Raw genomic sequence first — 13080 nt, forward strand, 5'->3', positions numbered from 1 at the left:
CGCTCAATCAAAGCCGCCTTGCGCTGCATCCAATCTCTAACCCACCTGAATCGGCCAATCTAGATGAAAAGTGCTCTCGTCGGCAGACTAGCCCAACGGCTCAACAGCTGATGCGCCATTGAGTATGCATTGGCCGACCGAAATGCCGCCGCGGTAGTTACCCAGTAAATGCAGGCCAGGACACGTCTTTTCCACTTGGCTGATGGTGTCCAGAAACTCCCCGTAGCCAACGTTGTATTGAGGAATGGCACGCGGCCAGACGGTGACTTCGGCAAACTCTGGCTCCCCAGTCACGCCCAGGAGGTTATTCAATTCGTGCAGCGCAATATCCTGAATCTCCGACGGCGGCTTGCCCGCAAGCTCCGGTTGACGGGCGCCGCCAACGAACACCGTGAGCAACGCCTTGCCTACTGGCGCACGGCCCGGAAACAAAGTCGATGAAAACAACACGCCAAGAGCTTGCCGCTTCTCAACGGCTGGGATTAAGCCGCCAAAGCCATCCAACGGATGGTCGATTTGGTTGAGGTCAAAGCCCAGTGCGACCGACGCTACTGGCGGATACTCGATCGAGGAGAGCGGGGACAGCTCATGACTCACTTTTTGCGGCAGCGGTAGCGTTGCCAAAGCATGCGCCGGGACCGTCAGGTAGAGTTCATCCGCAACGCAAGTTTCCACATCACCCGTCGCATTTCGCCAAGTCACCGACCAACCCGCATCCGTTTGTTCAACGCTGATAATATCGGCCGAAAGCTTGAGTTGGTCGCCTAGCTTGCTGGCAATGGCTTCCGGCAACGCCTGCATGCCATCTTTAAAAGAGACTGTGGCGCTCTTGAAAGTCTCACCATTGGCGCGCTTGGCTTTACGCTTCTGGATCATCCCACGTATCACGGAACCTGCCGAATTTTCCGCCTCTGCAAGCATGGGAAATGCGTGTTGGGCAGACAGCTTGGCGGGGTTCCCGGCGTAAATGCCGCCCACAAAAGGATTAACCGCATAGTCCAACACTTCGGGCCCGAAATGACGCTCCACAAAGCTCGCGAGACTCTCTTCTCGCAACCCCACGGGCTTCTTCGCAAACAGATCGCCCAACAGGCGTAACTTCGCGTTGCCCGAAAAAAGCGGGGTGGACAGGAACGCTCCGGGTCCCGTAGGCGCCGCGAGGAATTCGCCTTCCTTTAAAATGTAACGGTTCTTGGCCGCATCGCTGGGCTTTTGCATTTGCGCGCCTAGCCCGACGCCACGCAAAAAAGATTCCAGCGCCGCCGACGTCACCAGCAGCGAATTGGGTCCGGCTTCGGCCAGGTAGCCGTCGCGTCGAATCGTGCGAATCGCGCCGCCAGCCTGCGCGGATTTTTCCAAAACGCACACAGAGCTTCCTGCACGTTGCAAAGCCCAGCCCAAGGTGAGCCCGGTGATGCCCCCGCCAATGACTATCGCGCTTTTAATCATTGTTCGTAATCGAAATAATGCTCCACGCGCGTCCAAGCCGGATCTTCACAGATCTCGTATTGAACTGGGCGATGTTGCTGCTCGGCGACTTTCTCAAGGCGCTCGTCAACGGTGTCCGGGTCGTCGACATAGAAATTAAACTCCCGCACGCCATTCCAGGAAGTGTTGCCAATATAGTGCCCCCCCGCCGCCTTGCGGATCGCCGCGAGCAACGCATCCTCGATCGAGCTCAGCGTGCGCTCCTCTTTGGGAGTTGGCAAGCCCTGCTCCGCTTCAGTGGATTTATAGCCCATGGCGATGCACACATGATACGGAAAGTCATCGGTCGCCGCATAGCCTTTGAGCGCGGTATTAACAATCATAACAGACGGCAATCCATCCATCATGCCTTCGCGGCGCATCGGAGCGGGTTCCGGAAAACGAGTGTTCTTTTTGGTGCTGGGTCGGGACATACTGGCGTGTTTCATCCATGGGCTCACACGCGGAGAATAGCGAAGCTACTCGAATTTGTGTGCAACGACTGGTTATGTATTTTCTTCGGATAGATATTCTTCGACGATTTCAACTAACTCGTGATTTTTCATTTCCTGAAGATCTGCAAAACCGTATCCGCAGTATTCACTGTAGATTCTCCGAATACAATCGCAATAAGGCGCGTCTTCATTATGAATTTTCGAATGTTCGACATCGCAAACAAATGACACAAATTCAACGGGAGAAATCTTTTCTGTTCGTAGCTTATCAAGGCAATCCAAGAAAAGAAGCATTCCCAATTTTTCATTATCGAAGTCAGGTATAAGTTTAAAAAGCAGATCTTGCACTTCCTTGCGATAGCCATCGGCCAACGCTTCATCGAGATTCAATAATTCATCAACGGCGGCTCTATCTTCGAACAATCCAGGACTAGTCTGAGCGATCCATGCAATCAGGTCCCACCCTTCAATCTCACGCTGGTAGTATGCGACAAGCTTTGCTTTGGCCTCTTCCATTATTTCTGCCTAGCAAACTGAATTACTCTTCTCCTGCAGGGAAAACCATTTGCTTGCCGCCATGTGCGTCCATGTCTTTTTCCGCCTGTCTGATCTGGCGATGCGTATCAGAAAACTCAACCAATGTGCTGACCGGCGCCGAAAACAGGTAAACGCCCTGCCCTTCGGCTATGGTCATCACGCCTGTCAACGGCTCCAAATCGCTCTTGCCAAGTTTTTTGATGGCTTGGCGCGCGACCTCGCTCTCCGGTTCATAATCCTCGCTGAGCATGTTGACGACCTCGCACACATCGATCTGCAGGCGTGCGGCCTGCCCATTCTCCAGCGCCAAGCGTTGCGCAACGCTGTCTTCGAGCGGAGTTTCATCGGAAACGCGGGCCGCAAGCGATTCGAGGTCCTGCAAATCAGAGGAGCCCAGCACATTGCCCTTGATCACTGTCACGAACATTTTTTCCGCAGAGTCCTCCGTTGCTTCACTTGCCTCACCCTGCGTCAGGCCAATCGGTAAATCTGGCGTTTTCGTTTCAATTTCCGACACGGGCGCGCCGCTGGTTTCAGCAACTTGCGAACGGTAAACCATCTCAACGACACCCTGCTGCCCTTGTGGAGCAAACGTCTCCAGCAAGTAGGGAAAGAGCTCATCGTAGTAAAAGTGCAGGCTGGCGTCGAGCATAGCTGCGTCAAACGCCCCCCCCAGGGCGCTGGAGCTGAGCGGCTTCTCCTGCTCGAAGCTCATGGAGCCAGCATGGCCGCCACTCATTTGCGCCAAAAGCTTCCGGTTGTATTCGCTGGCTTTCTTGATCATTTCGCGCCCCTCTTCGGTCGCGATCTGCATGGCCCGCTGCTCCAGGACGCCATAGTAATCAACGACTGCGGCCATGTCCCATTTTGATAAGAACGAAACAGCCGAAGCATTGATGTACTCGCCTACTGGGACAGGTCCGCCAACCGGCATCGACAGCGCATCATATTCGGGCGTGCCCTTGATCGCCTGAACCGAGAAGCCAAGCGACACCGCCTCGGCGTCGAGATCCAGTCCGCTCTCAAACCACTCCAAATTACTGCCTACCGTGGCGAGGAAATCGACGAGCAACTGCTTGTGCAGCAAGCCGGGATCACTCTCGGCTCCACCGGCCAGAACATGGGCGTCCGCAATTTCCTCTTTCATGATTTCGGACCAACTGGCGACCGTTTCCGGCCCCATGTAAACCCGCATGGTGATGTCAAAGCCCTCGATATCATCGGCCATATCCACGAGGGCGTCAATGTCGCTAGCGTAGTCGAAGTAGGCCGCCTCATCGGAAAACAAAGTCCACCCCCCGCGCTCGGCGACTTCGAGGCCCGGCGTCAAAAAGGCAAACATCGAGTTATTGCCTTCAGCCTTCATCGTGAGCGTTTTTTTGACCAGCGCATCCGGCTCCATCTTCGTCAAAATCACATAAGGGGTCGTGAGCTCGCCCTTTTGCGGCTCAAAGAAGAAAATGGTGATGTTGTCCGATTGGGAAACCCCCGGATAGGATGGGTAGCCAAAAGGGCCGAGCACCATCATCGGGTAAAACTCTGTCTGCTGACCGGGCGCCAGCTTGCGCGCCAAGCCCATCAGCTCGTCGGAGAGCGTCTTGAGCGGCGGAAATTTAACTGCGGCCAATACCTTCGGCGTCTCCTCCGCAACAGCGCCGCCAATGGCTCCCAGCCACAAGCCTGCGGCGCACAGTATGCCGGGCAGGAAACGATTTCTCGCAAAGAGGCAGAACATAATCGAGGTTTAGTGGGCCAAACATCCGGTGACAAACACTTTGTTTGACGGGCAGTGCAGGCTTTACATGAGGGATAGCATACGGCACTTATTGAGATTATTAAATGCTCAAAACCCTCCCACTACTCATATTACTCTGCTTTGGCGGGCCGCTGTTAGGTCAGGACGTCGAAACTCCCCCCCCTCCCAACACCGCGCCGAAAAGCGAGATCAGCTACCTCGACGCTTTGATTCTGGGGCTCGTGGAAGGCATTACGGAGTACCTGCCCATTTCCTCAACCGGGCACCTCATACTCACCAATGTCGCGCTGGGCCTCGATTCCGACACCGTCCTGACCGATGACGCCGGACAACCCATCATGACCGATGACGGGCCGTTGACGATGGAAGGCTTCGCCAATGCCTACACCATTATCATTCAGGCTGGCGCGATCGCCGCCGTGATCCTGCTCTACTGGAGCCGACTCATTGATATGCTCATGGGCGTCTTCGGCAAGAGCCGCTCCGGTCTGCTGCTCTTGCGCAATATCCTCGTGGCGTTCATGCCAGCGGTCGTGCTGGGCCTCCTGTTCGACGATATAATTGAACGTCTGCTCTTTCATCCCGTGCCCATTGCCATCGCCCTGGCCGCTGGAGCTGTGCTGATGCTCGGCGTGGAACGCTGGCGCAAAAAGCAACCCCCCGCCAATGAAGGCAACAGCCAGGACCTGCACGAACTGAGCATCAAGCAATCCCTGATCGTCGGCTTCCTGCAATGCGTGGCGATGTGGCCTGGCACCAGTCGCTCCATGATGACTATTGTGGGCGGCTACGTGATTGGCCTCACCCCGAAACGCGCCGCGGAGTTCAGTTTTTTGCTCGGTTTGATCACGCTGTCGGCAGCTTCGGCTTACAAAGCGCTGACGCTTGGCCCGGTCATGGTTAAAGCGCTGGACCCTGGCCCGGCGTTATTTGGCATCGTCGTCGCGTGGATATCCGCGATGTTCGCCGTCAAATGGCTGGTCAATTACCTGGCCAAACACGGACTCTCGATCTTCGCGTGGTACCGGATCGCCCTGGCCGTAGCGGTGCTAATATTTCTCGTTTAAGCACGCCCGCAGCGAACTACTGCGAGCTGGGAATCGACATGGGTTGCAGTGACTCGGGATTGAGCTTTACCGGATCGCCAAAACTGACGTTGTCCTTGATTTCGACCTGGCTGTCTTCCTCCTTCGCTTGAGCCGAAGGCGCTGAGGACTGATAGCTGAAAACCGGGCCGCTGACCATCAGCGCCCCAGAACTGGCGGAGGCAGCCTCGACATAGACGAGACTGTCCCACTGCAAAGGCGGCTCCATCGCAGCATCGGTGGCGAAGGTGATGTAGTTCCACCCTTTCCAGTCAATCTTGCGCGCCTTGGGCTGGTATAGCTTGCCCTGGGCGTCACGCCAACGAACCGACAGCAAATTGCCCGAGCCGTCGCCGTTGATCCACATGCCCACCGAAGTTGGGCGTTCAACGATTGGCACAGAGCCCGCGTTGATCGGCTTCAAGCTAAACGTAGCGCCCGGTTCTTCGAATCGATAAGCCGCCATGACGGTATCGTCTCCCCACGGAGCGCCCTGCGGCGGCTGACCAGCACGCAATTGCACGAAAAGCTCTCCAGATTCTGCCAATTTCCAGCCCTGAGGCATTTTTTGCGAATCCGGCGCAAGCCCACGAACTCCAACGAACTGCATCGCGCCAGTCTGCGTCAGGACAATCTCCCGGCGCGGATCGCCAACGTATTGGCTGAGCACCAGTTGGACCGGCGAAGGCAACGGCAACTGTATGCCCAGCGGCACCTCCAATGTCTTGATTGTTTCGCGGGGCCCCATATCAACCGGGAACTCAAATGGCGCCTTGTTACTGCCAACCAATCGCATCGCCATGCGCCCGGAAAAAGGATCAGCCGTCGGATTGAGTATGTCCACCGTGAGCTTGCCCGGCAGGTCTGCGCGCACATCAATCATGAGTGGATTTTCCGAAGTGATCATCACTTGCTGATAAACGCCGGATGCGCCAACCAGCGCACGCAGGGGCTCAAAAGAACGGCCTACCTCCACTTCGCTGGTCACCAGGTGATGCTCACCCGGCTTCAGCGCGACGCTCTTCTTGCCTGGCATCGAGAGCACCAGCGGCTTGTCCGTGGGGTTCACAAATTCACTTTCCAGATATACAATTTGAGGGCCACGGACAGTTTTCTTGGGCGGCACTTGCTCCGCCAACGCCGCCATCAACAGGAGCGAATTTTCGCCAACAGGCACAAAAATGGCCGGAATGTCACCGCAAAACAACTCAGCGGCATATGTTTGGTTGCTGAGATTGCCCACCAGGCTTCCCGCCGTATTAAAGACGTTAAACGTCGTGGGGTTGGCGGGAATGCTGATGCTCTTCGAGGCGCCCGTCGTCCAGGTCACCACCGCGCACTCCGCCCCTTTGTTGAAAAGAAGGATATGGTCTTCCTGCGTCGGTCCCGCCAATCGTTTATTAAACTGATACCCCGGCAAAACCTTCGCCACGCCTTCAGCGACCAGTTGTTCCGGCGGCTGGGCCGCCCAAGCACTCTGGGCAAGGAAAAACACCGCAAGGATAGCGCTTAAAAAATGGGGAAACTGAAATCTCATGGTCATATGCGGTATAGGACGGTTCTGGCTTTGTCGATGGTCTTTGCTGCCTTGATGTTTACCTAAAATCCAAGACGCAAATGGCTATATATAAGATAAAACAAGTGAATGCTGGACAAGAATGGAGAATTCTCACTGAATTCAGGATTAGTTTCTGTATACACTCCCCAAAACGATGGAGCCGCCCCCAAGCAATCGGCGCAAATCCACCCCCGAATCTAAAAAGCCAGTAGCAGACGCTTCGCAATTTCAAATCCTAGAAGGCGAGGCGAGCTTTCGCGCTGCCTTTGAAGCCAGCGGAATCGGTATGGCGATCTGCACCACTCAAGGCAGATGGCTGCGCGTCAACGAATCGCTCAGCGCCATGCTCGGCTATTCGCGCGACGAGCTGCTGGGCATTGCCTTCGCTGAAATCACCCACCCCGAAGACATTGAACGTAGCCTCGACAACTTAGAGCGCATTGCAGGTGGCGACATTACCGAATTCCGCACCGAAAAGCGTTACATCCATGCCGATGGCCATTCCATTTGGGCAAATTTGACGGTCTCAAGCGTCATGGGGCCTCAGGGAAAGCCGCTCTTTTTCGTCGCGCAAATCGAAGATGTCACGGAAAACCGGCGGCTGGAACGCGAGCTGAAAGCCGTCAATGAACGCCTTGCCCTGGCCACCCGAGCAGGCGGCGTAGGCGTGTGGGACTGGGATATCGCCAATGACCGCTTGAGCTGGGACGCCCAAATGTGCCGCCTCTACGGCATCGCTGCAGAGCACTTCCACGGAAAGATCGAGGAGCTGCGAGATAGAATCCACCAAGGCGATGTAGACGAGTATTTCCGCCGTCTGGATAAATCTCAACACAACGGCGAATCCTTCAATATGCCCTTTCGCATCGTGCTGCCGTCAGGGCAGATTCGCCACCTGCGAGCCTTTGCAACCGTTGAGCGGAACGCCAAGGGTCGGCCGGTGCGCATGGTTGGCACCAACTGGGATATTTCCACCGCCGTTCAGCAAAAGGAGGACCTTCAAAAACTGGCGGAGCGCGCCAGGCAAGCCAGTCTGGCCAAGAGTCAATTTCTCGCCAACGTCAGCCACGAAATCCGCACTCCGCTCAATGGCGTGATCGGCATGACCCACCTGCTGCTCGACATGCCCGGGCTTAACCAGCAGCATCGCGAAACCGCCGAACTCATCCTGGGCAGCAGCGAGTCGCTGATGACGCTGATTAACCAGATCCTTGATTTCGCCAAGGTGGAATCCGGTAAGCTGGAGCTCGACATACATCGCTTCAATTTACGCGCCCTGATACGCCAGTTGATGTCTCCGCTCACGCTGAGAGCGGAAAAAGCAGGCATTGCGCTGAACATCAAGATCGATAAAAGCGCGCCCCAACGCCTCAACGGAGACTCCGGCAAACTCAAGCAGGTCATCCACAACTTGGTCGACAACGCCATCAAATTCACCAGGCAAGGCTCAGTCACCCTCAATGTGGCGGTGCAGGAACAGACCGAAAATCATGTCGAGCTGACCATTTCAGTGACGGATACCGGCATAGGCATCCCACCAGCCGTTCAGAAGCGTCTGTTCAGCGCCTTCACTCAGGCCGATCCATCCACCACCCGGCTCTACGGCGGCACCGGCCTGGGCTTGGCGATCTCCAAGGAAATCGTCGAGCTGATGGGGGGCGTCATCGGCGTCGGCAGCGAAGCGGGGCAAGGATCGACGTTTTGGTTTTCCGCGAAGTTTGAAATAGCGGCAGAAACAGCGTCGGGTTTTCCAGCGCCTCAATCATCTGCCCACCCTGCGCCTGAGCGCAGCACCATAGCCGAAGCCATTCGAGAGCGCTTGCGCAGCCAGTCAACCCAAGCGCTTTTGGCCGAGGACAACCCCGTCAACCAACTCGTGGCGCTCGGGATGCTGGACCGCCTCGGCATTGCTGTGGACACCGTGACCAACGGGCTGGAAGCCATCGAATCCTATCGCCGAAAGCAATATGACCTCGTGTTCATGGATGTCCAAATGCCGGATGTCGACGGGCTCGAAGCCGCACTCGCCATCCGTGAATGGGAAGCGGAAAATCAGCTGGCCTCAACGCCAATTATCGCCATGACGGCGCATGCCCGCCCCGAAGACCGACGCGCCTGCCTGGCGGCTGGCATGAACGACTGCCTCACCAAGCCGTTGAGTCCAGACAAGCTGGCCAACGTGATTGACCAGTGTCTGAAGTCCAACTCCCCACAAGAGATCCTGCCCGAAGGCGAGCCCAAGCTCTTTGACACTGACCTGTTGCAACAACGATTGGGCGGCGACCAGAAGCTTATCCGCGAGGTCCTGAACATGTCCTTGAGCGAGCTAAGCAAGCTCCTTCAGGATTACCGTAAACGCCTGCAAGCAAACGATCTGGAAAAGAGCGCACACTGCCTGCACACGATCTATGGAGTCGCTGCCAGCGCCAGTTTCCTGCGCATTGCCCAAGCCGTTTCAGCCATGGAAAAGAGCCAGCAATACGAATCAACAAAGTCCTCCAACGAAGCAATTGCCGAACTGGATCACCTGCTGAAAGAAACCCAAACTGTCGCGATCTCTTATCTCGCCAGTAGCGAAATCACGGACTAGCAATTAACGGCATGAACACCATCGCCTTCCTGACTGATTTTGGCGTTCGGGACTGGTATGTGGCCGCCATGAAAGGCGTCGCCCTGACCACCGCCCCCCAAGCGCAACTCGTCGACATCTCCCACCACGTATCTCCTGGCGACATTGCTTCCGCCGCCTTTATTCTGAGCCAGTGCTGGCTGGAGTTCCCAGAGGGGACGGCCTTCGTGGTCATCGTCGATCCAGGCGTCGGCTCCACCCGAGCGCCAGTCGCACTTGAGGCTCAGGGGCGCTTTTTTGTGGGGCCGGACAACGGGCTCTTTGGTTGGCTCGGCCACCGGATCAAACAATGCCATCGTATTGAAAACAAGGAGCTTTGCCGCGAAACCATCAGCCACACCTTTCATGGACGGGACATTTTTACGCCGGTTGCCGCCAGCCTGACGTCTGGTAAAACCAAGCTCGATGCGGTGGGGCCCAAGCACGAGCAATTGATCACCGCCCCGTGGCCCAAGCCTGACCTCGATGAAAACCGCGCCTATGGGAGCATTATTTACATCGACCACTATGGCAATGCGATCACCAACCTGCGCCAATCTACGCTCGAGGAAAGCTACTCGCTGGAGGGGGCCACGGTGTCGCTGCACCCACGCCGTCTGCCACTGCTCAAGACCTTTAGCGACGCGCCGACCGGTTCGGCGTTGGCATATTTTGGCAGCGGCGGACTGCTCGAAATCGGCGTCAACGGCGGCAGCGCTCAACAACAACTCGATCTGCGCCTTGACCAACACATCGAGCTCGTCTTGAAGTAACGGGTGCCCGAATCAAGCTTACTACATCAACTGGAGCTCAGAAAATACTTCTGGCTGCTGGTCGCCCTGATAACCTTGATTATCCTGGCGCCGATCTTTGATGACGACACCTGGGGCGCACCGGTCTTGGGCGTCATCACCATGATCACCCTGGCGCTCGCGCTGAGTTCAATCGCCAATGAAAAGGCCGTGCTGTGGATCGGTATTTTACTCGGCGTCGTCGCCTACGCAATCAGCACCTACGCCTTTGCGTTAGGCAAGCCGCCATTAGTCGCCCTCCCCTTCCAGTTGGCGTTTTACGGCTTCATTAACTTGTCGATACTGCGTGATGTGCTCGTTGCGCGGCGCATCAATGCAGACTCCATTTGCGGCGGCATCTGCGTCTACCTGCTGCTCGGCATCAACTGGGCCCTCATCTTTGCGCTGCTGGAGTTCATGCACCCGGGCAGCCTCGTGGCCAATCTACCGTCTGGCCAGGAAAGCGTCAGCACACCAATGGATTTCGTCTACTTCAGCTTCGTCACGCTGACTACGCTGGGTTATGGCGACATCGTGCCAGTGTCCAACGGAACTCGCTCGGCGGCAATTGGCGCTTCGGTTTCGGGCGTGTTGTTTATCGCGGTGTTCATCGGTCGCCTGGTGGGCCTGACGACTGCCCAAGTAAACGCTGATCAGGACACGGCATCCTAACTTTTTTCTGGCGAACCACCCGCCGCCGCATCACGCTTCGCCGTAATCGCTATGAGCAGCCATTCTCCCGCAGAGTCCAAACCGGCTGGCCAACAGCCCTCGCTGAAGCAGACCATTTCCTGGGCTTTCTACGACTTCGCCAACACCGGCTACGCGATGGTGGTGCTCGCGCTGATATTCCCCCGACTCTACAAGGCGTCCTACAGCGCCCAAATGTCCGATGGCGAGTCCACCTATTGGTATGGGAAAACGGTGGCCATCGCCAGCCTCGTCGTCGCCATCGCCGCGCCCTTTCTAGGCAGCATTGCGGAGCTGGGCGGGCTGCGCAAACGCCTGCTCCTGAGCTTTTGCGCGGTCGGCGTCGCCGCCACCGCTGGCTGCTACTTCCTCAGCGAGGGGCAATACCTGCTCGCGAGCGCCGTCTTCATCTTTGGCACCGTCAGCTACTACTGCAGCAACATTTTCTACGACTCGATGCTGGCCACCGTCGCCGTCCCAGGGAAGCGTCACTTCGTGAGCGGCATGGGCTTCTCGTTCGGCTACACGGCTGGCTTCCTGCTACTCGTCGCGACCCTGCTGGCGACTAAAAACGATTTACCCGTCCACGTAATGTTCCTCGTGGCGGCCGTCTGGTGGGCCGTTTTCGCCATCCCGCTGGCGCTGTTTATCAAAGAGGCGCCTAAGCCAAACCGTCCGGGTTTCGCCCAGATGCTCAAACTCGGGGCCATCGACACCTGGCATACGCTGCGGGAAATCATCGGCATCAAGCCGGTGCTCTTCTTCCTGCTGGCTTACCTGTTCTACATCGACGGCGTGAACACCATCATCATGATGGCCTCGTTTTACGGCACGACCATTGGCTTCACCGAAGGGCAGATCATGATCGCGTTCTTCATCGTGCAGATATTTGGCGTGCCTTGCGCAATTCTCTTTGGCTGGGCTGGGGGGAAGATCGGTCCCCGCAAAATGATCTTTATCGCGATCATTCTCTACCTCGGCGTCACGGCCTACGGGGCCTTCATCAGCGCAACGCCAATCCTGATCTTCGGCAAGGAACTCTCCGAAATGTATGTGCTCGCGGCGCTCATTGGCATGGTGCAGGGGGGGATTCAGGCGCTGTCGCGCAGCTACTTCAACTCGCTAATCCCGGTCGGGCGAGAAGTGTCGTTTTTCGGTTTTTACAGCATGATCGGCAAGAGCGCCGCCGTCCTCGGCCCCTGGCTCATGGGCACAGTCGCGGCAGTGTTCAACAACCCGGAAGACCCGACGTTTTCCACGCGCCTGGGCATGGGGTCGGTCTCCAGCCTCTTCATTGTGGGCGCTATCTTCCTGATCTTCGCTGGCCGTGTTGAGAAACGGCCGAAAAGCTGACCAACTGCCCTGACATACAGAATTCACAATTTATCTTCACATCAAGACTTGTGCTTTTCTGGAAAGTGGATTTAGTTGCGGGCATGGATACACTCACTGCGATCAAGGCGCGTCGCGCCGTTAAGTATTACGACCCCGAACACCGCTTCACGGCGGACGAAGAACGCACGCTGCTGGAAGCCGCCATGCAGTCGCCAACTGCGTTCAACATCCAGCATTGGCGCTTTCTGTTGGTCAAGGACCCTGAACTGCGGACGCAAATCCGCGCCGCTGCCTGGGACCAGGCCCAGGTGACGGACGCCTCGTTGCTGATCATTATGTGCGCGAATAAAGACGCGTGGAAGACGCCGGATATTTACTGGAAAGACGCCCCCAAGGCCGCGCAAGACGCCTTGGTCCCGGCGATCACCCAATACTACGAGGGCAAAGAGCAGGTGCAGCGCGACGAGTGCATGCGCAGTTGCGGCTTTGCCGGGCAAACGATCATGCTCGCCGCCAAAGCCATGGGCTACGAATCCTGCCCCATGGACGGCTTTGATTTCGACGCCGTCGCAAAAATCATCAAGTTGCCCGCAGACCACGTGATCAGCTACATGATCGCCGTGGGCAAGGGAACCAAGGAAGCCTGGCCCAAACCTGGACAGCTCAGCTACGACGAAGTGGTCATTGAAGACACATTCTAAGCGAGCGCTGCGCTTTTTGCATGCTCGCAAGGTCGCGCCCCCCCTGGCTTTCGTCAGAAAATTTCACCGCAGAGAAAGATTGTCCCACCGGAAATTG

At 56.7% G+C, this 13080-nt stretch carries 11 protein-coding genes; 6 read left to right on the forward strand and 5 right to left on the reverse strand.

Annotation, left to right across the window (positions count from 1 at the left end; genetic code table 11):
* Positions 1-87 precede the first annotated feature (87 nt).
* From hemG to RBB63_RS09045, 4 genes are all read right to left on the reverse strand, one after another.
* Positions 88-1449 (reverse strand): protoporphyrinogen oxidase, encoded by a 1362-nt coding sequence (gene hemG / locus RBB63_RS09030; protein ID WP_309383316.1) that lies wholly within the window; start codon positions 1447-1449, stop codon positions 88-90.
* Positions 1446-1901, reverse strand: a complete 456-nt coding sequence (locus RBB63_RS09035; protein ID WP_309383319.1) for a DUF695 domain-containing protein — start codon at positions 1899-1901, stop codon at positions 1446-1448. The genes hemG and RBB63_RS09035 overlap by 4 nt, the downstream gene beginning before the upstream one ends.
* Before the next feature lie 72 nt (positions 1902-1973).
* A complete protein-coding gene (locus RBB63_RS09040; RefSeq protein ID WP_309383321.1) occupies positions 1974-2438 on the reverse strand; it encodes a hypothetical protein in 465 nt (154 codons plus the stop codon).
* Between the two features lie 22 nt (positions 2439-2460).
* Positions 2461-4194: a hypothetical protein gene (locus RBB63_RS09045; RefSeq protein WP_309383322.1), complete on the reverse strand. Its 1734-nt coding sequence runs from the start codon at positions 4192-4194 to the stop codon at positions 2461-2463.
* 104 nt (positions 4195-4298) lie between these two features.
* Here RBB63_RS09045 and RBB63_RS09050 point away from each other — a divergent pair, with 104 nt between their 5' ends.
* On the forward strand, positions 4299-5282 hold the full coding sequence (locus RBB63_RS09050) for an undecaprenyl-diphosphate phosphatase (protein ID WP_309383324.1): 984 nt from the start codon (positions 4299-4301) through the stop codon (positions 5280-5282).
* A gap of 16 nt (positions 5283-5298) precedes the next feature.
* Here RBB63_RS09050 and RBB63_RS09055 read toward each other — a convergent pair whose 3' ends face one another.
* Positions 5299-6837, reverse strand: a complete 1539-nt coding sequence (locus tag RBB63_RS09055; protein WP_309383327.1) for a hypothetical protein — start codon at positions 6835-6837, stop codon at positions 5299-5301.
* A gap of 175 nt (positions 6838-7012) precedes the next feature.
* On the opposite strand from RBB63_RS09055, the gene RBB63_RS09060 reads away from it, so the two are divergent.
* From RBB63_RS09060 to RBB63_RS09080, 5 genes are all read left to right on the forward strand, one after another.
* The gene (locus RBB63_RS09060; RefSeq protein WP_309383329.1) at positions 7013-9448 is read left to right on the forward strand and encodes a PAS domain-containing protein; all 2436 of its coding nucleotides are present in this window, start codon (positions 7013-7015) and stop codon (positions 9446-9448) included.
* An 11-nt stretch (positions 9449-9459) separates the two neighbouring features.
* Entirely contained in the window at positions 9460-10239 is a 780-nt protein-coding gene (locus tag RBB63_RS09065; protein ID WP_309383331.1) for an SAM hydrolase/SAM-dependent halogenase family protein, read from the forward strand.
* A 3-nt stretch (positions 10240-10242) separates the two neighbouring features.
* On the forward strand, positions 10243-10929 hold the full coding sequence (locus tag RBB63_RS09070; RefSeq protein ID WP_309383333.1) for a potassium channel family protein: 687 nt from the start codon (positions 10243-10245) through the stop codon (positions 10927-10929).
* 51 nt (positions 10930-10980) lie between these two features.
* Positions 10981-12300 carry an MFS transporter gene (locus RBB63_RS09075; protein ID WP_309383335.1) on the forward strand — a complete coding sequence of 440 codons (1320 nt, stop codon included), beginning with the start codon at positions 10981-10983 and terminating at the stop codon, positions 12298-12300.
* 83 nt (positions 12301-12383) lie between these two features.
* Positions 12384-12983: a nitroreductase family protein gene (locus RBB63_RS09080; protein WP_309383337.1), complete on the forward strand. Its 600-nt coding sequence runs from the start codon at positions 12384-12386 to the stop codon at positions 12981-12983.
* Positions 12984-13080: the final 97 nt, after the last annotated feature.

It is taken from the genome of Cerasicoccus frondis, from assembly GCA_031296915.1.
Taxonomy (GTDB): Bacteria; Verrucomicrobiota; Verrucomicrobiia; order Opitutales; family Cerasicoccaceae; genus Cerasicoccus; species Cerasicoccus frondis.